Origin of the sequence: Kitasatospora griseola (genome assembly GCF_044999035.1) — a bacterium.
Classification (GTDB): domain Bacteria; phylum Actinomycetota; class Actinomycetes; order Streptomycetales; family Streptomycetaceae; genus Kitasatospora; species Kitasatospora griseola.
Map to the genome: position 1 here is coordinate 1,250,586 of NZ_CP173360.1, position 20,419 is coordinate 1,271,004.

17 protein-coding genes are annotated in these 20,419 nt (G+C 74.0%); 10 read left to right on the top strand and 7 right to left on the bottom strand.

Features of this window, described 5'->3' with window-relative positions; translation table 11 throughout:
- Positions 1 to 197: 197 nt before the first annotated feature.
- Together ACI1MP_RS06025 and ACI1MP_RS06030 are read left to right on the top strand one after the other, a co-directional pair.
- On the top strand, positions 198 to 2,021 hold the full coding sequence (locus tag ACI1MP_RS06025; protein ID WP_404867938.1) for an AMP-dependent synthetase/ligase: 1,824 nt from the start codon (positions 198 to 200) through the stop codon (positions 2,019 to 2,021).
- Positions 2,022 to 2,229: 208 nt separating this feature from the next.
- Positions 2,230 to 3,360, top strand: coding sequence for a polysaccharide deacetylase family protein (locus tag ACI1MP_RS06030; RefSeq protein ID WP_380332870.1), 1,131 nt, complete (start codon positions 2,230 to 2,232; stop codon positions 3,358 to 3,360).
- Positions 3,361 to 3,495: 135 nt separating this feature from the next.
- Here the strand turns inward: ACI1MP_RS06030 and ACI1MP_RS06035 are convergent, their stop codons facing one another.
- Positions 3,496 to 4,293, bottom strand: a complete 798-nt coding sequence (locus ACI1MP_RS06035; RefSeq protein WP_100587879.1) for an SGNH/GDSL hydrolase family protein — start codon at positions 4,291 to 4,293, stop codon at positions 3,496 to 3,498.
- An 855-nt stretch (positions 4,294 to 5,148) separates the two neighbouring features.
- Between ACI1MP_RS06035 and ACI1MP_RS06040 the strand changes: the two genes are divergently transcribed.
- Positions 5,149 to 5,577: a hypothetical protein gene (locus ACI1MP_RS06040; RefSeq protein WP_380332873.1), complete on the top strand. Its 429-nt coding sequence runs from the start codon at positions 5,149 to 5,151 to the stop codon at positions 5,575 to 5,577.
- A gap of 149 nt (positions 5,578 to 5,726) precedes the next feature.
- Here ACI1MP_RS06040 and ACI1MP_RS06045 read toward each other — a convergent pair whose 3' ends face one another.
- Together ACI1MP_RS06045 and ACI1MP_RS06050 are read right to left on the bottom strand one after the other, a co-directional pair.
- Entirely contained in the window at positions 5,727 to 6,335 is a 609-nt protein-coding gene (locus ACI1MP_RS06045) for a TIGR03086 family metal-binding protein (RefSeq protein ID WP_404867939.1), read from the bottom strand.
- Between the two features lie 89 nt (positions 6,336 to 6,424).
- Positions 6,425 to 7,018 (bottom strand): hypothetical protein, encoded by a 594-nt coding sequence (locus tag ACI1MP_RS06050; protein ID WP_380332877.1) that lies wholly within the window; start codon positions 7,016 to 7,018, stop codon positions 6,425 to 6,427.
- Between the two features lie 228 nt (positions 7,019 to 7,246).
- Here ACI1MP_RS06050 and ACI1MP_RS06055 point away from each other — a divergent pair, with 228 nt between their 5' ends.
- On the top strand, positions 7,247 to 8,419 hold the full coding sequence (locus tag ACI1MP_RS06055) for an exonuclease SbcCD subunit D (RefSeq protein WP_404867940.1): 1,173 nt from the start codon (positions 7,247 to 7,249) through the stop codon (positions 8,417 to 8,419).
- A gap of 22 nt (positions 8,420 to 8,441) precedes the next feature.
- Entirely contained in the window at positions 8,442 to 11,468 is a 3,027-nt protein-coding gene (locus ACI1MP_RS06060) for an AAA family ATPase (protein WP_404867941.1), read from the top strand.
- 29 nt (positions 11,469 to 11,497) lie between these two features.
- Here the strand turns inward: ACI1MP_RS06060 and ACI1MP_RS06065 are convergent, their stop codons facing one another.
- Both ACI1MP_RS06065 and ACI1MP_RS06070 read right to left on the bottom strand, forming a co-directional pair.
- Positions 11,498 to 12,325, bottom strand: coding sequence for an alpha/beta fold hydrolase (locus tag ACI1MP_RS06065; RefSeq protein WP_404867942.1), 828 nt, complete (start codon positions 12,323 to 12,325; stop codon positions 11,498 to 11,500).
- Between the two features lie 22 nt (positions 12,326 to 12,347).
- Entirely contained in the window at positions 12,348 to 12,569 is a 222-nt protein-coding gene (locus ACI1MP_RS06070) for a hypothetical protein (protein ID WP_100587873.1), read from the bottom strand.
- 127 nt (positions 12,570 to 12,696) lie between these two features.
- On the opposite strand from ACI1MP_RS06070, the gene ACI1MP_RS06075 reads away from it, so the two are divergent.
- The 5 genes from ACI1MP_RS06075 to ACI1MP_RS06095 all read left to right on the top strand — a co-directional run bounded on the left by ACI1MP_RS06075 (position 12,697) and on the right by ACI1MP_RS06095 (position 19,045).
- On the top strand, positions 12,697 to 12,879 hold the full coding sequence (locus tag ACI1MP_RS06075; protein WP_404867943.1) for a hypothetical protein: 183 nt from the start codon (positions 12,697 to 12,699) through the stop codon (positions 12,877 to 12,879).
- Between the two features lie 9 nt (positions 12,880 to 12,888).
- Positions 12,889 to 13,587: a pyrroloquinoline-quinone synthase PqqC gene (gene pqqC / locus ACI1MP_RS06080; protein ID WP_189276184.1), complete on the top strand. Its 699-nt coding sequence runs from the start codon at positions 12,889 to 12,891 to the stop codon at positions 13,585 to 13,587.
- Between the two features lie 3 nt (positions 13,588 to 13,590).
- Entirely contained in the window at positions 13,591 to 15,027 is a 1,437-nt protein-coding gene (gene pqqE / locus ACI1MP_RS06085; protein ID WP_404867944.1) for a pyrroloquinoline quinone biosynthesis protein PqqE, read from the top strand.
- A 19-nt stretch (positions 15,028 to 15,046) separates the two neighbouring features.
- On the top strand, positions 15,047 to 15,937 hold the full coding sequence (gene pqqB / locus ACI1MP_RS06090) for a pyrroloquinoline quinone biosynthesis protein PqqB (RefSeq protein WP_404867945.1): 891 nt from the start codon (positions 15,047 to 15,049) through the stop codon (positions 15,935 to 15,937).
- A 75-nt stretch (positions 15,938 to 16,012) separates the two neighbouring features.
- Complete coding sequence (locus ACI1MP_RS06095) at positions 16,013 to 19,045, top strand: choice-of-anchor D domain-containing protein (protein ID WP_404867946.1); 3,033 nt, start codon at positions 16,013 to 16,015, stop codon at positions 19,043 to 19,045.
- Positions 19,046 to 19,093: 48 nt separating this feature from the next.
- On the opposite strand, the gene ACI1MP_RS06100 is transcribed toward ACI1MP_RS06095, so the two are convergent.
- Both ACI1MP_RS06100 and ACI1MP_RS06105 read right to left on the bottom strand, forming a co-directional pair.
- Positions 19,094 to 19,516, bottom strand: coding sequence for a secondary thiamine-phosphate synthase enzyme YjbQ (locus ACI1MP_RS06100; RefSeq protein WP_189276190.1), 423 nt, complete (start codon positions 19,514 to 19,516; stop codon positions 19,094 to 19,096).
- 213 nt (positions 19,517 to 19,729) lie between these two features.
- Entirely contained in the window at positions 19,730 to 19,999 is a 270-nt protein-coding gene (locus ACI1MP_RS06105) for a hypothetical protein (RefSeq protein WP_100587868.1), read from the bottom strand.
- Positions 20,000 to 20,419: the final 420 nt, after the last annotated feature.

The window sequence follows — 20,419 nt, forward strand, 5'->3', positions numbered from 1 at the left end:
CGTGATCGTGTGTTGTCCGGATCGTCCTTTAATTTCCTCGCCGAGCCCCTCCAGTGCCCCCACCTGCGGCACTGTGCCCGGTGCGGGGTGTCGTCGGGCGGTGACTCTGGGCAGCACCGCGCCGATCGGGTAGCTTCGCCGGTACCGCCCGCCGGGTCGTGCGAGCCGGGGTGGGGATCGGCGGGAACGGGGGTACCGTGCGAGAGATCAGCAGCCCCGCGCTCGGCAGCTCGGCGGTGACCGGCGGGCTGGCCGACACGGTGTTCGACCGGGCCGAGCGCGAGCCGCGGCTGGTGCAGTTGTCCCGCTGGGCGGACGGCGGCTGGCAGCCGGTGACGGCCGCACAGTTCCGCGACGAGGTGCTGGCCCTGGCCCGCGGTCTGCTCACCCGCGGGGTGCGCTACGGCGACCGGGTCGCGGTGATGTCCTCCACCCGCTACGAGTGGACGCTGTTCGACTACGCGCTCTGGTCGGTCGGCGCGATCCCGGTGCCGGTGTACCCGACCGCGGCGGCCGAGCAGGTCCGCTGGATCCTGGCCGAGACCTCGGCGGTGGCCTGCGTGGTCGAGGACGAGGACCAGGCGATGACGGTCGGCGCGGTCTGCGACGCGCTGCCCGAGCTGACCGGCATCTGGCAGCTGGACCGGGGCTGCATGCAGCAGTTGATGGCGGACGGGCAGGGGGTGCCGGACGCCCTGGTGCACCGTCAGCGGGTCGGCGTGACACCGGATTCACTGGCCAGCGTCATCTACACCTCCGGCACCACCGGCCGCCCGAAGGGCTGTCTGCTCACCCACGGCAGCTTCGCGGCGGTGGCGGACGCGGTGCTGGAGGGCTGGGCGGAGGTGTTCTCCGACACCGGCGGCGAGCAGCCCGCCACCCTGCTGTTCCTGCCGCTGGCGCACGTGTACGGGCGGCTCACCCAGGTGGCGGCGGTGCGCGGCGGCATCCGGATCGGCCATCACGCCAAGCTGGCCGCGGACAGCCTGCTGCCGGCCCTGGCGTCGTTCCGGCCGACCTTCCTGCACGCGGTGCCGTACATCTTCGAGAAGATCCACCGCCGGGCCAGGGAGGCCGCCGAGGCGTCCGGCCGGCTGGAGACCTTCGTCCAGGCCGAGCAGGTGGCGATCGAGTGGGCGGCCGCCTGGGAGCGCCGGGCGCACCGCAGGGGCCCCGGCCCGTCCCCCGCGCTGCGGCTGCGGCACGCCGCGTACGAGCGCCTGGTGTACCAGCGGCTGCGGGCCGTGCTCGGCGGCCGGGTCCGCTCGGTGATCTCCGGCGGGTCCATGCTGGGGCGGGAGTTGGCGCTGTTCTTCGCCGGCGCGGGCATGACGGTGTACGAGGGCTACGGCCTGACCGAGACGACCGCCGCCATCACCGCCAATCCCCCGGACCGGCCCAGGTTCGGCACCGTGGGCCGCCCGGTGCCCGGCGCGTCGGTGGCGATCGCCGAGGACGGCGAGGTGTGGGTGCGCGGCGCCGGCGTGTTCGCCGGCTACCTCAACCACCCGCGCTGCACCCAGGAGGTGCTGCACGGGGACTGGCTGGCCACCGGCGACCTCGGATCGCTGGACGAGGACGGCTACTTGACGCTGACCGGCCGCAAGAAGGAGGTGATCGTCACCTCCAGCGGCAAGAACCTGGCGCCCGCGATCCTGGAGGAGCGCGTCCGGGCCCATCCGCTGATCGCCCAGTGCCTGGTGGTGGGCGACAACCGGCCGTACCTGGGCGCGCTGATCACCCTCGACCCGGTGGCCCTGGGGCACTGGCTCAAGGCCCGCGGCCGGACCTGGTCGGACGTCCGGCAGGCCCTCACCGACCACGAGCTCCACCAGGAGGTGCAGCGGGCCGTGGCGGCCGCCAACACCACCGTCTCGCGCGCCGAGTCGATCCGGGCGTTCCGCCTGCTGCCGAACGAATTCACCCTGGAAGAGGGCCTGTTGACGCCTTCGCTGAAGATCCGCCGGGCCGCGGTGGCGGCGCGCTACGCGCAGGACATCGAGGAGCTGTACGCGGGCTGAACCGGAACATGACGGTCCGTCACCGTCCCTGCGGGGCGGCGGCCTCGACGGGCGGTACGGCGGTTGACCGATCTCCGCCAGTCCCCCTTGACCGCCGGGATTGGTCCAGTCCATTGTGTGCACCTGGCCCGGTGCGGCAGGGCCGCGACCGACCCCCGCCCCCTCCGGGAGTCACGTCTTCCCTCCTCCCCCACACTGGAGTCGATCCGTGCTCAGTTCCGCACGCCGCCGTCTCGCGACGGCTGCCGCCGCCGCCGTGCTGGCCGCCCTCGCCACCGCCCCGGCCGCGCACGCCGACGCCCCGGTCGCCGCTGCCGACGCCCCCGCGGTCAACCTCGCCACCAACCCCGGCTTCGAGATCCCCGCCCTGCCGCTCGCCGACTGGGGCTCGATCCCCGGCTGGCACTGCGCCGCGGGCGAGGGCGCCGTCACCACCGCGGCCCGCACCGGCGGCTCCGCACTGGCCGTCACCCCGGCCTCCGCCGACTCCACCGGCCAGTGCACCCAGACCCTCGCGGTGCGCCCCAACACCAGCTACACGTACCGGGCGTGGGTGCACGGCTCGTACGCGTTCATCGGCGCCACCGGCACCGGCCACGACGCCCCGCCGGCCTGGACGGCGTCCACCGGCAGCGGCTGGCAGCAGCTGTCCACCACCTTCACCACCGGCGCGGCCACCACCTCCGTCCAGCTGTACGTGCACGGCTGGTACGGCCAGGGCCCGATCGCGGTGGACGACGTCAGCGTCACCGGGGACACCCCCGCCCCCGCGTACGCCACCTGGAACGCGCCGACCGCCGACAAGGTGGTCTTCTTCACCATCGACGACGGCTGGTTCCGCACCCCCGAGGCCGCGCAGCTGATCGCCGACCGCAGGCTGCCGGTCACCGCGTTCCCGCTGCCCATGCCGGAGGGCTTCGAGCCGGACTACTTCAGCAAGGTCACCGCGGCGCCCGGCTCCTCCATCCAGGACCACACCGTCTCACACCGCGACCTGACGACCCTCTCGCCCGCCGAGCAGCAGGCCGAGATCTGCGACGCCCGCGACGCGGTGGCCGCCCGCTACGGCACCACCCCGACGATCCTGCGGCCGCCGTACTTCACCTTCGACGCCACCACCCAGCAGGCCGCCGCGAACTGCGGCATCACGTACCTGCTGACCGCGACCGCCGACTTCACCTCCGGCGCCGCGAACGTCTACCACGGCGGTCCGCTGCAGGCCGGCGACGTGATCATCCTGCACTTCACCGACACCCTGGCGAGCGACCTGCAGCGCGCCCTGGACGCGGCCCGCGCGGCCGGTCTGACGCCTGCGGCGCTCACCGACTACCTGCGGTGACCGCCGCCGCGCCGCTGAAATAAGCTGACGTATCGTCAGTCCGCGGCGGCTCACGAACACCGGTGTCCGGGCCCCTCCCATGGGCCCGGACACCGGCTCGTCCGCCCGTCACGGACGTCTCGGTGAACTCCGGGGTCAGACGCCCGCGGAGAACGACGGCAGGTAGCCGTACGCCTGGCCCGAGGAGTTCGGGTGGTAGCTGTCGCTGATCGGCAGCGTGGTGCTGTTCAGCCACTGGGACGACGAGCCGCAGATCTCGTGGCCGGAGAAGATCGACCGGACGTCCTTGAAGGTGAAGCCGGCCGCCGCCACCTGCTTGGAGATCACCGTGTCCAGAGTGTCCGCCGCGCTGTTGATCGCGGTCCGCTTGGTGTCCGAGATGCCGACCAGGCAGCTGCCCGGCACCTGGTACAGGTGCGGGTAACCCAGCACCACCACATGCGCGTTGGGCGCCTTGGCCTTGATCTGCGAGTACAGGCTGGAGAGCTTGCCCGGCAGCGTGTTGTTGGCGTAGCTCTTCGCCGTGTTCACGGCGCTCAGGCACGAGCTGTCGCTGCTCAGCACACAGGTCTGCATGGTCGACGCGAAGCCCGCGTCGTTGCCGCCGATGGTGATCGAGATCAGCGTGGTCGTCGAGCTCAGCGAGCTGAGCTGGTTGGCGACCACGTCGTTGGTCGTCGCACCCGAGCAGGCCACGAACTTGAACGAGGTCGGGGCGTGCGCGTTCTTCCACAGGTACGGGTAGGCGTTGGTGCTGCGGCTGCAGCTGCCGCTCTCGCTGGTGTAGCTGCCCGAGCCGACGCCGGCCGAGTACGAGTCGCCGAGCGCAACATAGTTGACGCCGGCGGCGCTCGCCTGGGTGGCGGCGACAAGGGTGGTGACGGACAGGGCCGCCGCGGTGAGAGCGACGGTGATGGCACGGACTCTAGTCATGTTTCCTCCATGGGTGACGCAGGCCACACATTGGATACCAGCCAGTAGCCTCGCAGGGAAGCGGTCATGCCAAAGAATTTGACGAACTCTCATCCAACGGTCACTCGATTTTCGCTACGCGCGGAGACCCACCCCTGACCTGGGCTGCGGAAATCCCGCGAAGCACCGCCCGAACGTCCGATCGCCCGATTTTTCACCTGACGCACCGTCACCTCAGGCCTCATCTCCGAGCGCAATGGGGGCGTGACACAGTGTGCTCACGGCGCACTCCAGCCCCACCCGCCCCAAATGGGCAGTCGTGGCACCCCCCGGCGCGAGCCGCCCGCACCGCCGCCGTCCGAGCGCGCACCGAGCGCCGGATCGGGCGCGCCGAACCGTCCCACCCTCCGGACATCGAGGACGAAATACCGGTCGGCGGTCGCCGATTTCCGATGCGCCCGAAGAATTCCGCGCCACGCCCGCCACTTCGCCGCGGACACTCGCCCGGCCGACGAGCAGCGCCGCTGCCCAGCGGCGGGCGGAGGTGGAATTCCCGACCCGCGCGGCTCGCACCCCCACCCGGCCCCGACACCCGCCCGCCGATCGAACGCGAGGTCAACTCGGCCATCACGGAGTGCAGTTAAACCTCGCGCAGCCGTGACTCGCACCACACAGCCGCCCCCCTCCGGCAGGGTTTCGCAAATTGCACACAGTACGGCGGTAAATTTCGGAAAAGGATATTAAACCCTCGACAATGTGAGCTGAATCACGACCGTCGACCATCTTTCCGCCCGCCCCTGCGGCTAGCTTTGATCCGCGTTCGCCGCCGATGAATGCGGCGGGCATGTCGGACACATATTGAGCAAGGGGGCAATGATGAACAAGACCATTCGCGGTGCGGCCAAGGCCGCTGTCGCCGTCACCGCGGCCGCGGCGGCCGTCCTCGGCGCGACCGGGAGCGCGTCGGCGACCTCCAGCCAGGGCATCATTCCGGGCCAGAGCCTCAACGTCGGGGACTCGATCGTCAGCCCCAGCGGCGTCTACCAGCTGATCCTGCAGTCGGACGGCAACCTCGTCGAGTACCGCGGGTCCGGCAGCGGCCGCACGGTGTGCTGGGCGACCGGCACCAACGGGAGCGCCGCCCACCACGCCTCGTACCAGTCGGACGGCAACTTCGTGCTGTACACCCAGTACGGCACCGCGCTGTGGTCGTCGAACTCCGCGGGCACCGCGGCCATCAGCGTCGTCATCGCCAACGACGGCGTCGTCCTGGTGGGCCAGAAGCGGATCACCGGCACCTGCTGACCCGCACCGCCCCGCGCCCCGACCGCCGGGCCGGTGCCGCCCCACCCCCGTGGGGGCGACACCGGCCCGCCCTGCGCCCCGACCGCCGGGCCGGTGCCGCCCCACCCCCGTGGGGGCGACACCGGCCCGCCCCGCGCCCCGAACCCCCGTCAGCCGGTGTGCCCCGGCGCGGACCAGTTCGGGTCGCGGCCGAGCAGCAGCAGGATCCGGTCCAGCACGGAGGCCCCGGCCGGCACGTCCAGCGCGGGCGCGAACGCGGCGCCCTCCCGCTCGCGGGAAGCACCGGTCGGAACCGCTTCGGCGACCGTCAGTGCGGCCGCCAGCACGTCCGCGTCGAACTCGATCCCGACGCCGATCGAGGCGGCGACGTCCCAGCCGTGCACCACGTAGTCGACCAGGTGGAAGCCGACCGCCTGAACGGCCGGGAACCACTGCCCGCCGCGCACCTCCGGAAGCCAGAACTCCCGCTCCGGCACGCCCTCCTCGCCGAACGCCGCGACCACCGCGGCCGCCGAGGCGGCGAACGCCTCGCCCGGATCGTCGCCGACCGGGCGGTCGCGCCACACCTCGCGCCCGTGCAGCTCGCCGCCGGCCGCGAACGCGAAGCCGTGGTTCTGTCCCGTCATGTGCGCGAGCAACTGCCCGAGTGTCCAGTCCCCGCACGGCGTCGGGCGGTCGAGCCGGTCCGCGGCGACGCGGTCGACGACCGTCTGCGTGACCTTCAGGGCACGCGCATCGAACTCCTGAATATCCGTCATGCTGCGGATGCTACCCGCCGGATCCGCCAACTCGGTTGGCAGCAAAACCAGTTGACTCACCGCACCGATTGCGCACCCGGGCGGCGGGCTCAGCGCAGCCAGCAGCCCCCGAGCGGCAGTTCCTCGATCGTCTCGTTCGCCGACGCCGGAACCCCCAGCACCGCGACCGCCGCCGCCACCGCCGCCCGGGCCTGCTGCAGTCCGGCCGCACCCCAGCCGAGGAGTTCGACGGCCAGGCCCGGGGCGACCAGCAGACGACGGTAGTGGCGGCCGGAAGCCGGATCGGGGGCGGACCGGGCGACGCCGTGCAGCGCCGCGGCCATCCGCACCCGGGCGCACTCGTGGCCGCCGTTCGCCGAGCCGACCCGGTCGTACAGGTAACCGAGGTAGACCGGCGGCCCGATCAGCGCCTGGGCCTCCTCGGCCGCCTCGCGGGCCAGCGTCGCGCCCGGATCGCCCGCGTCCTCCGCCTCCAGCGAGCCGCCGGGGAGGCTGACCACGCCGTCCCGGGGGTTGACCAGCGTGAGCACCCGGCCGTCGGGGGCGAACAGCCAGCCCCAGGACTGCTTCACCGGGAGCCCCTCCGGCACCGCCAACCCGGCGTGCCAGGGCCAGCCGGCGTTCGGCCGGCGTCGGACCCGCCCGAGCAGTTCGGAGATCTCCGGGCTGTATTCGATGCCCATGCCACTCCCTCCGCACTCCGGGCGGCCGCCCTCGCCACCTGATGATCTTCCCCGAACACCCGACCGATGAACAGCCCCGGCCGCCACCCGGGTCAGCGCCCCACCCCTCCCGACCGCCCCTCCCGTCACTCCCGACCCGGCCTGTCACCCGTACCTGTGATACTCGGTACCGGCCGGACCACCATGAAAGCGACGAGGAGTGACAGACATGCTGCGGGGAGCTTCGGCGTGAGGCTGCTGCACACCTCGGACTGGCACCTGGGCCGTTCGTTCCACCGCGAGAACCTGCACGAGGCGCAGCGCGCGTTCCTCGACCACCTGGTGGCCACCGCCGTCGCCGAGCGGGTCGACGCCGTGCTGGTGGCGGGTGACGTGTACGACCGGGCGCTGCCCGGGCTGGAGGCCGTCGCGCTCTTCGACGATGTGCTGTGGCGGCTGGCCGAGCGGAACATTCCGACCGTCTTCATCAGCGGCAACCACGATTCGGCCCGCCGGCTCGGGGTCGCGTCCCGGCTGATCGAGCGGGCGGGCATACACCTGCGCACCGATCCGGGCACGCTCGCCGAGCCGGTGCTGCTGGCCGACGGGCACGGGCCGGTCGCGGTGTACGGGCTGCCGTACCTGGAGCCGGCGCTGGTCCGGGACCGGCTGGGCCTGGCGAAGGGCGGCCACGAGCAGGTGCTGGCGGCGGCGATGGACGCCGTCCGGGCCGACCTCGCCGCGCGTCCGGCGGGCACCCGGGCCGTGGTGCTGGCGCACGCGTTCGTGACGGGCGGCGAGCAGAGCGACAGCGAGCGGGACATCGCGGTGGGCGGCGTGCAGTCGGTGCCGGCCGGGGTGTTCGACGGGGTGCACTACGTGGCCCTCGGGCACCTGCACGGCTGCCAGACCCTCGCCCCGCACCTGCGCTACTCGGGCTCGCCGCTCGCCTACTCGTTCTCGGAGACCACCCACCGCAAGTCGATGTGGCTGGTCGACCTGGACGCCGAGGGCGCCGTCGAGGCCACCCGGATCTTCTGCCCGCAGCCGCGTCGGCTGGCCCAGCTGCGCGGCCGCCTGGACGAGCTGCTCACCGCCGACGAGCACGAGTGGGCCGAGGGCGCCTGGGTCCAGGCCACGCTGACCGACCCGGTCCGGCCGGTCGACCCGATGGAGCGGCTGCGGGTCCGCTTCCCGCACACCCTGCAGCTGCTGTTCGAACCCGAGGGCGGCGAGCAGGCCGCGTCCCGGTCGTACGCGCAGCGGGTCAGCGGGCGCAGCGACCGGGAGGTGGTGGAGGGCTTCGTCGCCCACGTCCGCCCGGGGCGGGAGTTGGACGACACCGAGCAGTCCTGGCTGCTGGAGGGCCTGGAGGCGGTGCGCCGCACGGCCGCCGACCGGGCCGAGGAGAACGGCCGATGAACCTCTCGAAGGGGAGCGCCCGATGAGGCTGCACCAGCTCACCGTCACCGCGTTCGGCCCGTTCGCGTCGACGGAGCGGATCGACTTCGACCGGCTCACCGCGTCCGGCCTGTTCCTGCTGCGCGGGGCGACCGGCGCGGGCAAGAGCAGCGTGCTGGACGCGGTCTGCTACGCGCTGTACGGCGAACTGCCGGGCTCGCGCAGGAGCAACGGCGTGCGCAGCGACCACGCCGACCAGGGGCGGCGCACCGAGGTGGTGCTGGAGGCGACGCTGGGCGGGCGGCGGCTGGAGATCACCCGCAGCCCCGAGCAGCTCCGGCCGAAGAAGCGCGGTTCGGGTTTCACCGCGGACAAGGCGCAGACGCTGCTGCGCGAGTGGGCTGCGGACGCCGGCGAGGGCGGGCCGGGCTGGGTCGCGGTCAGCAAGTCGCACCAGGAGGCCGGCGAGGAGCTGACCCGGCTGCTCGGCATGAGCCGGGACCAGTTCTGCCAGGTGGTGCTGCTGCCGCAGGGCGACTTCGCGCGGTTCCTGCGCGCGGACTCCAAGCAGCGCGCCGACCTGCTCGGCAAGCTGTTCGACACCGGCCGGTTCGACCAGTTGGAGCGCTGGACGGCGGAGCGCCGGCTGCGCCAGGAGCACGAGGTGCAGGCCGGGCGGCAGAAGCTGCGCGACCTGGCGGCCCGGGCCGAGGAGGCCGCCGGTCCGCTCGCCGCGGACGCCGCCGCGCACCGGCCCGACGAGAACGCCTCCGCGGTGGACGTGCTGGCCTGGGCGGCGATGCTGCGCGGCACGGCCGCCGAACGCGTCACCGCGACGGCGCTCGCGCTGGAGGGCGCCGAGTCGGCCCGCACCCGGGCCCGCACGCACCTGGACGCCCAGCGCACCCTGGCGGACCGTCAGCACCGCCACCGCTCCGCGCAGCAGGACCACCTCCGACTGACCGACGCCGACCGGGAGTCGGCCCCCGACCGGGCCCGCCTGCGCCTCGCGCTGGCCGCCGGGGCACTGTCCCCGCTGCGCACCCTGCACCAGGGCGCGCTGGCCGCCCACGCCGCCGCCACCGCCACCGAGTCGGCCCACCGCGCGACGCTCACCGCGCGGGCCGCCGCGCCGTGGGCCGTCCAGCTGCTCGGCGACCTCGAACCCACCGCTGCGGAACGCACGTTGCGCACCGAGGCGACCCGCCTCGCGGAGGCCCGCGCGGACGAGCAGCGCCACTCCCGACTGCTGGTCGAGCGCGGCGAGTTGGCCGCCGAGCAGAAGCGGGCGGACGACCTGGCGGAGGAGTCGCAGGACTGGCTGTCCGGCTTCGACGACCAGCTGAAGCAGCTGACCGTCGACCTCGACGCGGCCCGCGACGCGCACGCGCTGCTCGCCCGACTCGACTCCCGGCAACAGGAGTTGACGGCCCGCCAGGACGCGGCCCACCGCCACCGCTCGCTCCGGGCCGCACTGTCCGCCGCCGAGGCCCAGGTCCGCACCCTGACGGACGCCGCGCTGGCCGCCCGGTCCCGCACCCTGGACCTCCAGGAGCGCCGACTGACGGGCATGGCCGCCGAGTTGGCGGCCCAGCTGGCCGACGGCGAGCCCTGCCGGGTGTGCGGCTCGCCCGAGCACCCGGCCCCCGCCCGCCCGTCGGCCGACCAGGTCACCGCCGCCGGCGAGCAGCGCGCCCGCGCCGCCCAGCACGCCGCGGAGGCCGAACTCGACGCCGCCAAGCACCGCTTGGGCACCCTCCAGGTGGACGCCGCGGCCGCCGAGACCGCCGCCGCCGGCCGCTCGGTCGCCGAACTCACCGCCGCCCTCGACGAGTTGACCGCCGAGCGGCGCGAGGCGCTGCACACCGCGGAGCGGCTGGTGCCGTTGGGCCAGCAGGTGGCGCGGCTGGAGCAGGAACGCCGGGCCCGCCACGAGCGACTGCGGCAGGCGGGCGAGCGCAGCGCCGTCCTCGCCGACCGGCTGGGCACCGTCACGGCCGAGCTCGACACGCTGGCCGGGCGGATCGCCGCCGCCCGGGGCGACGCCCCGTCGGTCGCGGCCCGCGCCGCCGCGGTGGACGCCCTCGCGGCCGCCGTCACGGCCGTCCTCGACGCGGCCCGCACCACCGCCGAGACCACCCGCCGACTCGCCGAGGCCACCGGCGCGTTGGAGCGCGCCGCCGCCGACGCGGGCTTCGCCGACCTGTCGGCGCTCGCCGCCGCCGAGCTCCCCGCCCACCGACGCGACGCACTGCAGCGGCAGTTCGAGCAGCTGGACGCCGCGCTGGAGCAGGCCGCCGCCCGCCTCGCCGACCCGGAGCTGCGCGCGGCCGCCGAACTCCCTTCGGCCGAACCGGAGTTCGCGCACGCCGCGGAGGAACACGCCACCGCCGTCCTGCGCGCCGCCGACACCGCGCACCGCACCGCCGACGACCGGGTGGCGGCGCTGGCCCGGATCACCCGCGACCTGACCGCCCTCGCCGACGCCTTCGCCCCCGTCCTCGACGCGTACGCCCGGATCAGCCGCCTGGCCGCGCTGCTCGCGGGCGCGCCCGCCGAGAACGCGCTGCGGATGCGCCTGGAGTCCTACGTGCTGGCCGCCCGCCTGGAGCAGGTCGCGGCCGCGGCCAGCCAGCGCCTGCTGAAGATGTCCGGCGGCCGCTACACCCTGGTCCACAGCGACGGCCTGGTCTCCGGCACCAAGCGCTCCGGCCTCTCCCTCCACGTCGTCGACGCCTGGACCGGCCGCGAGCGCGACACCGCCACCCTCTCCGGCGGCGAGTCCTTCTTCGCCTCGCTCGCCCTGGCCCTCGGCCTCGCCGACGTCGTGACGGACGAGGCCGGCGGCATGCCCCTGGACACCCTCTTCATCGACGAGGGCTTCGGCACCCTCGACGAGAACACCCTTGAGGAAGTCATGGACGTGCTCGACTCCCTCCGCGAACGCGACCGCGCCGTCGGCATCGTCAGCCACGTCGCCGACCTCCGCACCCGCATCCCCGCCCAACTCCTCGTCCGCAAGCACCGCCACGGCTCCACCGTCCACCACACCACCCGCGACGACGCCTGAGCCACTGCCCGGGCGCACGGCCCCGGACCTCACCCGTGCCGACGGCCCGCCAGGAAGTCCGCGGCGAGGCGTCCCCAACTCCTGACGTCCGCAAGGGTGGTGGCGGTGTGCAGCCGGGCGTTCGGGAGGTGTTCGGCCAGGGTGCGGGCGGTGCCGAGGGGGTGGACGGGGTCGGTGGGCCAGGCCAGGATCAGGACGGGGTGGGGGAGGTCGCGGAGGCGGTCGGGGGCGGGGAGGTCGGCGTCGGCGGCGGCCCGCAGGACGGACGGGACGAGGTCCTCGACGGCGTCGAACTCGGTGGCGTACTGGGGGGCTTCGGCGAGGACGGCGGGCGGTCCGGAGAACTTCGCGGCGGCCCTGAGGGTGCCCGTTCCGCGCCGCTCCACCAGCGTCGCGGCGGCCCGCAGCCCGGCTCGGCGCGGCTCGCGGGCCGCCCAGGCGACGGCGGGGATGGCCAGCACCAGGCGGTCGAACCGTTCGGGCCGGGCGAGCGCCGCCCACAGCACCGTCGCAGTGCCCATGGACGCGCCGAGCCCGGTGACGGGGGCGTCCGGCGAGAGGTGGTCGCAGAGCGCGAGCAGGTCGGCGGCGAGCGCGGGGTAGCTGTAGTCGGCGGCGACCGGCCGGCCCGTGGACCGGCCGTGGCCGCGCGCGTCGTAGCGGGCCAGGCGGTGGGTCGCGGTGAGCGGCGTCCAGTCGAACAGGCCGGCCCGCCGCTCGTGGGCCCGGCTGGAGAGCGAGCCGTGCGCGTGCACGGCGAGCGGGCCGGCGCTGCCGGTGGTCTCGAAGGCGAGCGTGGCGTCGGGGCGTTCCAGTCGGTCGGCGGCGGGCCCGGCGCTCGGCGCAAAAACGGTCATTGACCGATTGTCTGATGGATCATCAGCCGGAGCACGCGCCACGCTGGGCCTGCTGCCAGGTGCAGACCGGGCAGAGCGTGGATCCGGGCGTCTCGGCCGGGTACTCGGTCTCCCCGCCGCACAGCACACACGCGGCGCGCTCCCCGGGCCCGCCGGGCCGCAGCCCGCGCCGGGCCTGCTCCGGGTCGGCCGACACCTCGCAGATCTGTTCGGCGCCCCTGGTCTCCGACTGCTGCTCCGCCATGCGTCCAGAGTACGTCCCCCGCCGTCCGGGCCCCGGCCCCACCCTCGCCGGATTGCGCGGTGCAAGGCACCGATCGATGGTGGAAACCGACCGTGTACATCCCATCATGACCACCCCGGGGTGCTGTATGACGAACCGACCGAACACCGCCGCCACCTCGCCCCACCTGCCCGCCGGCCCCGCCGGCCCGCCCCGCCCGGCCCCGTCCGGGCTGCCGCCCCGCCCGGACGTCCGACGGGCCTGGTCGCCGCCGGACGCGCAGAGCATCGAGCTCGCGCACGAGGTCACGGCATATGCGGGCCGACGGTAGCGGCCGGCGATGACGGACCGGACAGCGCGTACCGTCCCGGAGTTCACCGCGGCCCTGCAGGCGCACTCCGAATGCTACTGGGACAACCATCCTTTCCACCTGCGACTGCACCAGGGCGGCCTGGGCGAGCCGGAGTTGCGGTCCTGGATCGCCAATCGCTGGTACTACCAGAAGTGGCTGCCCCAGAAGGACGCGGCGGTGATCGCCAACTGCCCCGTCCCGGAGGTCCGCCGCCGCTGGGTCAAACGGCTCGCGGACCAGGACGGCACCGCGCCCGACCAGGGCGGGAACGTCGACTGGCTCGCCCTCGCCGAGGCCGCCGGGCTCAGCCGGGCGGAGGTGCTGGACGAGCGCCATGTCCTGCCCGGCGTGCGCTTCGCCACGGACGCCTACGTGAACTTCGCCCGCACCCGGCCGTGGATCGAGGCCGTCGCCGCCTCGCTCACCGAGCTGTTCTCGCCGGACCTGATGCGCGACCGGCTCACCGCCCTGCGCACCCACTACGGCTGGGTGGAGCCCGCCGGCCTCCGGTACTTCGAGCAGCGTCCGGCCGTGGCCGACGCCGACTCGGCCCACGCGCTGGGCCTGGTCACCGAGTACTGCACCAGCCGTGAGCAGCAGGACGCGGCCCTGGCCGCGCTCGCCTTCAAGTGCGACGTCCTCTGGTCGATGCTCGACGCCATCGAGCACGCGGCCGCGGCGGGCTGACGAGTGACCACGGACGAGGAGGGCCCCTGGCGCCTGCGCCGAGGCGTCCGGCTCGGCCACGACCAGGTGCGGTCCGTCCCGGTGCTGCTGCATCCGGAGGGCGTGCTGGTGCTCGGCGGGACGGCCGCCGCCGTGCTCGCGCGCTGCGACGGCGCCACCGGCACCACGGCGATCCTCGCCGAACTGGAGCGGCAGTACACCGGGGTGCGACCGGCCGAGGTGCGGTCCTTCCTCGCCTCGCTCGCCGAGCAGTGCCTGCTGGAGGCCGGCCCGGCCGACCCGCCCCGGCCGCCGACCGCTCCCGGGACACCGGCCGTTCGCGAGACCCCCGGGACCCCCGGGACCCCCGAGGCTCGGGACGGCGACCGGCCGGACCGGCCGTTCGGCCTGCTCGCCGAGCTGACCTACCGCTGCCCGCTGCGCTGCGCGTACTGCTCCAACCCGGTCGCGCTGGACGCGTACGCCGACGAGTTGAGCCCGGCCGAGTGGCGACGGGTGCTCACCGAGGCCCGGGCCCTGGGCGTGCTCCAGGTGCACCTGTCCGGTGGCGAGCCGCTGCTGCGGCGCGACCTGCCCGCACTGGTGGCGCACGCCCGTGGGCTGGGCCTGTACACCAACCTGATCACCGGCGGGCAGGCGCTCTCCCCGGCCCGGCTGGCCGGACTGGCCGCCGCGGGCCTCGACCACGTCCAGCTCAGCTTCCAGGACGCGACGGCCGCCCCGGCGGACGCGCTGGCCGGCCGGCCCGTGCACGCCCGCAAGCTCGCCGCCGCCCGCCTGGTCAGGGCCGCCGGCCTGGCCCTGACGGTCAACGTCGTGCTGCACCGGCGCAACATCGAACGCGTCCCCGCCCTGATCGACCTGGCGGCGGAGCTCGGCGCGGACCGCCTCGAACTGGCGAACACCCAATACTACGGCTGGGCGCTGCGCAACCGCGCGGCGCTGCTGCCGACCCGTGCCCAACTGGCGGCGGCCGAGGCCGCGGTGACGGCCGCCCGCGAGCGCCTGGCGGGCGGCCTGCAGATCGTCTACGTCGTCTCGGACTACCACGAGACCTGGCCCAAGCCCTGCATGAACGGCTGGGCCAGCCGCCAGCTGACCGTCGCGCCGAACGGTGACGTGCTGCCCTGCCCCGCCGCCGCGCAGATCCCGGGGCTCGGCGTGACGGGCGTGCGCGACCGCCCGCTGGCGGACATCTGGTTCGACTCCCCCGCGTTCACCCGCTTCCGCGGCACGGACTGGATGCCCGAGCCCTGCCGCAGCTGCGAGCGCAAGGAGCTCGACCACGGCGGTTGCCGCTGCCAGGCCTTCCAGCTCACCGGTGACCCGGCCGCCACCGACCCGGTCTGCCGGCTCTCGCCGCACCACGCGCTGGTCACCCGGCTGGTCCGGGACGGCGAGTCGGCCCCGACCGTGCCTCTGGTGCCTCGCGGGGCCTGAGCCGAGAGAGAGGGAAGCCATGCGGCTACGGGTACTCGGCACTGCCGCCGGCGGCGGCCTGCCGCAGTGGAACTGCGCCTGCCCGACCTGCGCAAAGGCCCGCGCGGCCGGCCCGGGCGCCTGGCGGACCCAGGAGTGCCTCGCCGTCGGCGTCTCGGACGACGCCTGGTACCTGGTGAACGCCTCGCCCGACCTCCGCGTCCAGTTGCTCGCCGCACCCGGCCTGACCCCGCCGGACGGCACCCGCAGCACACCGCTGCGCGGGGTCCTGCTGACCGACGGCGAACTCGACCACACCACCGGCCTGCTGGCCCTGCGCGAGGGCGCCGAACTTGACGTCCACGCCCCGCCGCCGGTCTGGCGCAGCCTCGGGGATGTCCTGCCGCTGCGCGGTCTGCTGGCCTGCTACGGCGCCTCCCGCTGGCACCCGCTCGACCGGCCGCTCCGGCTCGACGGCGGGCTGACGGTCGACGCCTTCCCGGTGAGCGACAAGCGCCCCCGCTACGCCGCCCACTTCGACGCTCCCGGCCCCTGGACCGTCGCCTACCGCCTCACCGACACTCGGACCGGAGCCCGTGCGGTCTACGCACCCTCGCTCGCCGACTGGCCGGACGGATTCGACGCGTTCCTGGCCGGCGCCGACTGCCTGCTCCTGGACGGCACGTTCTGGAGCGACGAGGAGCTGCGCCACGTGACCGGCGAGCGCCGCACCGCCCGCGCCTTCGGCCACCTGCCGATCGCCGGGCCGGACGGCACCCTGCGCCGGCTGCGCTCGCACCCGGGCACCCGGCGCCTCTACACGCACCTCAACAACACCAACCCGCTGACCGACCCGGACTCGGACCGGCACAAGGAACTCGCGGCCGAGGGCGTGGAGGTCGCCGGCGACGGCATGGAGCTGCAGCTGTGAGCAGTCCGTGAACACCCCCATGACCCACCGTCACATCCCCCCGACAGTCGCTCGAAACGGAAGAGGCAGCGCACGATGACGCAGAATGTGGTCGCCCACGACCCGACCGTCTCGATGAATCCGATGCGCACCGGCTGGGACCCGCACCAGCCGCAGCTGGCGCCCAGCAAGGTGAGCGCCGGCGACTTCGGCCAGTTGTTCTCGACGCCCGTGGACGGGCAGGTCTACGCCCAGCCGCTGGTCATCGGGTCCACCGTGGTGGTCGCGACCGAGAACAACCACGTCTACGGCATCCACGCCGTCACCGGTGCGGTCCTCTGGTCCAGGTCGCTCGGCCCGGCCTGGCCGGCCGCCGCGATCGGCTGCGGCGACCTGATCCCCAACATCGGCGTGACCTCCACCCCGGTGTACGACCCCTCGTCGGGGCGGGTCTACCTCACCGCCAAGGTCAACGACGGCCCGGACACCAAGCACCCGCACTGGTTCCTGCACAGCCTGGACGTGGCGAACGGCCACGAAGCCGCGGGCTGGCCGGTGACGATCCAGGGCTCCCCGGTGAACAACCCGGGCAACACGTTCAACCCGTTCACCGCACAGCAGCGGCCCGGCCTGCTGCTGCTCGACGGCGAGGTGTTCGCCGGGTTCGCCTCGCACTGCGACGTCAAACCGTACGTCGGCTACGTGGTCGGGGTGAACACGGCGACGCGTGCGCTGCGCATGTGGTCCACGGAGAACGCGGCCAGCGACACGGAGGCCGGGGTCTGGATGGGTGGCGGCGGCCTGGTCTCGGACGGTCCCGGCCGGATCTTCTTCTCCACCGGCAACGGCGTCTCGCCCGCGCCCGGCCCGGGCAAGCAGCCGCCCGGTCACCTGGCCGAGTCGGTGGTCCACCTGTCCAGCGGCGGGCAGCTCACCGCGGTGGACTTCTTCAGCCCCGGCAACGCGGACAATCTGGATCTGAACGACCAGGACCTCGGATCCGGCGGCCCGGTGGCCCTGCCCTCGCCGCCGTTCAGCACCTCGGCCCACCCGAAGCTGCTGGTCCAGATCGGAAAGGACGGCCGGGTCTTCCTCCTCGACCGGGACGACCTGGGCGGTCGCAGCCAAGGGCCCGGCGGCTCGGACAAGGCGCTGTCCGTCGGCGGGCCGTTCCGCGGCATCTGGGGCCACCCGGCGGTCTGGGGCGGCGACGGCGGCTTCGTGTACGTCCCCGAGAACGACGGCCACCTCCGCGCACTGAGGTTCGGCGTCGACGGCGCCGGCACACCCGTCCTGACCAATGCGGGCTCCAGCAGCGCCGCGATCGGCCACTACCCGGGTTCGCCGGTCGTGACGTCCGACGGCACGACCTCCGGCTCGGCGCTGGTCTGGATCGTCTGCCCCGACCCCAACGGTTCCGACGGCGTCAACGCGCAACTGCGCGCGTACGACGCGGTGCCGGTCAACGGCGTCCTGAAGTTGCGCTGGTCGGCGCCGATGGGGACGGCCGTGAAGTTCTCCAAGGTCGCCGTCGGCGAGGGCCGGGTGTACGTCGGCACCCGCGGCGGCCACCTGGTCGCCTTCGGCAGCCCGTCCCAGGCCGCGCTGACGGGCAGTCCGGTCGACCTCGGGCAGGTCGCGGTGGGCGCCACCGGGAACGCCACGGCGACGGTCACCGCGACGCGCAGCGTGACGGTCACGGCGATCACCACCACCGCGCCGTTCAGCGTCACGCCCCCGACCCTCCCCGTCACCCTGAACACCGGAGGCACCCTGGCCGTCCCGGTGGGCTTCGCGCCGACCGGGCCCGGCGGCGCGACGGCGACGCTGTCGTTCGCCGTGACGACGAACGGCGTCGCCGGCACCGTCGGCATCGACCTGAACGGCACCGGAACCCAGCCCGGTTTCGCCGCGTCGCCGCCGTCGTTGGACTTCGGCCGGCTGCCCACCCAGTCCTCGATGACGCTCGGCGTGTCCGTCACCAACACCGGCACCGCCACCGAGACGATCGCCGGCACCACTCCGTCGTCGCCCCCGTTCACGGTCACCGGCCTGCCCGCGGCCGGCGCCACCCTCGCCCCGGGCGCCTCGATCGCCGTGTCCGTCACCTACGCGCCGACCGTCGCGAGCCCGGCCGGCGGCGACAGCTCGCAGTTCGTCGTCACCGGCGCGGACGGCCACTCGGTCACGGTCCCGCTCACCGGTACGGCCGTCGTCGGCGCCCCGCACCTGACGATCAGTCCGGCCTCGCTCGACTTCGGCCAGGTCGCGGTCGGCGGATCGCTCGGCAAGACCTTCGACATCACGAACACCGGCAACCTGGTGCTGACCATCACCAAGGCCGCACCGCCCACCGCGCCCTTCGCCGCCCCCGACCCGATCGCCGAGGGCCAGAAGCTCGGCCCCGGGCAGGTGGTCCACCAGGCGGTGGTCTTCTCCCCCACCGCGGCCGGAGCGGCCTCCGGCCAGTTCGTGATCACCGGCGACGACGGCCAGGGCAAGCAGCCCGTCCCCTTCACCGGCACCGGAGTCACCTCCGGCAGCCTCTCCCAGCCGAGCGCCGGCAACTGGACGTTCAACGGCACGGCCGTGCTCTCCAACACCGACATCGTGCTCACCGAGGCGATCAACGGCCAGACCGGATCCGCGCTGAACAACATGACCGTGCCCTCGGCGAACCTGCGCGCCCACTTCACGGCCGTCATCGGCGGCGGCTCGGGCGCGGACGGCCTGGCCTTCGTCCTGCTCGACGCGGCCCACGAGACGCCGCACTCGCTCGGCGAGGGCGGCGGCGGGCTCGGCTACTCCGGCCTGCACGGCCTCGCCGTCACCCTGGACACGTCCCAGAACGCCAACGACCCCTCCGCCAACTTCGTCGGCCTGGCCACCGGCGGCCACGGCGACGCGCTGACCTACGCCGCCACCGCGACCAACATCGGCGATCTGCGCACCGGCACCCACGCCGTGGACGTGCAGGTCACCGGCGGCCGCGTCCAGGTCACCGTGGACGGCAAGGCGGCGATCGACGCCACCGTGGCCGTTCCGGCCGCCGTCCTGGTCGGCTTCACGGGCGCCACCGGCGGGCTCGACGACAACCACCGCGTCCAAGGGGTGTCGATCACGTTCTGACGACCGACCGGCCCGCCGGCGGGCACGCCGTCCCGCCCGGCCGGCCGGTCAGCCGAGGAACGAGAGCCGCAGGGTGCGGTCCGGGTTGTCGCCGTTGGTGTCGATCAGGACGACCGACTGCCAGATGCCGAGGGCGAGCCGGCCGCCCACCACCGGCAGGGTGGCGTGCGGGGCGACCAGCCCGGGCAGCACGTGGTCGCGGCCGTGGCCCGGGCTGCCGTGCCGGTGGCGCCAGCGGTCGTCGGCGGGCAGCAGCTCGCGCAGCGTGCTGAGCAGGTCGTCGTCGCTGCCGGAGCCGGTCTCGATGACGGCGATGCCGGCGGTGGCGTGCGGGACGAAGACGTTCAGCAGGCCGTCGCGTCCGCCGGCGACGTCCCGGAGGAAGTCGTGGCAGCGGTCGGTGATGTCGAGGGCGACTTCTCTGCGGCCCGTGGTGACGTCGAGCGTGGTGGTGTGGAAGGTGTCGGACATGGGGCCATCCTGGCCGATCTTGTGACCCCGTCCGAAGGGGCGGCCGCCGAACGCCACCCGACCGCAAGGCCGCCCGCCAGGGCACGCCAGCGCCTCGCAACCCCGCGCCATGGCCCCCCTGCCTACCGGAGGGGACGCCGAAAGCCCGACGGACTCCCGGTCCGTCGGGTTCGTGGAGACGAGCGGTGGCCGCCCGTCCTCACGTCGGTGCGCTCAGCCGCGGCTGCCGAACATGCTCCGCTTGAGCCTGCGCAGCGGGGCCATCAGCGAGACCCGCACGGAGCGCCGGGGCACGGCGACGGGGACGCTGGGTCCACGCGGCGTCAGTTCCCTTATCAGGCCGAGCGCTTCCGCCGTGTCCACCGTCGAGAGCGCGGGAGCGCCGAGCACCGCGAGGTGCCGGTCGATCCGGCGGCCGGTCGCGCCGACGCCGCACTGGATCGCGGGCACCCGGGGCCGCGTCCGCACTTGCATCTGTTCCATCTGTTTCCCACCCCTACGAGGCGCCAGGGCCGTGAGGCGAAGACTATCCGGCTATGACGGTCTTCATGCAACCGTCCTGGTGTTCTGCCACCGTATCGTGCGAACGGACTGCCGTGTCACCCAAGTACGGTGGTCCCGGTCACGACTGCGCATCGGTTGATGGTGCACCATCCAAGCATGACCGGGCGTCAGGTGCCGCAGCGGCTCGGGGCGTTCGCGGGCGCACCGGGGCAGCGGGGTGCGCCGGGCGCACGGACGTCCGTCCGTCCCGCACCGGTTCGACCGCGCGCGAGCCGCCCCGCCGCCGGACCGCCCGCGCCCGGCACCGAGCGGTCGGGCGCGGCATCGAGAGTTCAGAAATTGAACACATACGAGGGATTGACGCCGCCGAAACCTCCAAGCAGTATCTGTATCGGCAAG

Bases quoted from the DNA above. Each gene is read 5' to 3' on its own strand.
- ACI1MP_RS06035 (WP_100587879.1), bottom strand. From the start codon at position 4,293: ATGACTAGAGTCCGTGCCATCACCGTCGCTCTCACCGCGGCGGCCCTG.
- ACI1MP_RS06040 (WP_380332873.1), top strand. From the start codon at position 5,149: ATGAACAAGACCATTCGCGGTGCGGCCAAGGCCGCTGTCGCCGTCACC.
- ACI1MP_RS06045 (WP_404867939.1), bottom strand. From the start codon at position 6,335: ATGACGGATATTCAGGAGTTCGATGCGCGTGCCCTGAAGGTCACGCAG.
- ACI1MP_RS06050 (WP_380332877.1), bottom strand. From the start codon at position 7,018: ATGGGCATCGAATACAGCCCGGAGATCTCCGAACTGCTCGGGCGGGTC.
- ACI1MP_RS06060 (WP_404867941.1), top strand. From the start codon at position 8,442: ATGAGGCTGCACCAGCTCACCGTCACCGCGTTCGGCCCGTTCGCGTCG.
- ACI1MP_RS06065 (WP_404867942.1), bottom strand. From the start codon at position 12,325: ATGACCGTTTTTGCGCCGAGCGCCGGGCCCGCCGCCGACCGACTGGAA.
- ACI1MP_RS06070 (WP_100587873.1), bottom strand. From the start codon at position 12,569: ATGGCGGAGCAGCAGTCGGAGACCAGGGGCGCCGAACAGATCTGCGAG.
- ACI1MP_RS06075 (WP_404867943.1), top strand. From the start codon at position 12,697: ATGACGAACCGACCGAACACCGCCGCCACCTCGCCCCACCTGCCCGCC.
- pqqC (WP_189276184.1), top strand. From the start codon at position 12,889: ATGACGGACCGGACAGCGCGTACCGTCCCGGAGTTCACCGCGGCCCTG.
- pqqB (WP_404867945.1), top strand. From the start codon at position 15,047: ATGCGGCTACGGGTACTCGGCACTGCCGCCGGCGGCGGCCTGCCGCAG.
- ACI1MP_RS06095 (WP_404867946.1), top strand. From the start codon at position 16,013: ATGACGCAGAATGTGGTCGCCCACGACCCGACCGTCTCGATGAATCCG.
- ACI1MP_RS06100 (WP_189276190.1), bottom strand. From the start codon at position 19,516: ATGTCCGACACCTTCCACACCACCACGCTCGACGTCACCACGGGCCGC.
- ACI1MP_RS06105 (WP_100587868.1), bottom strand. From the start codon at position 19,999: ATGGAACAGATGCAAGTGCGGACGCGGCCCCGGGTGCCCGCGATCCAG.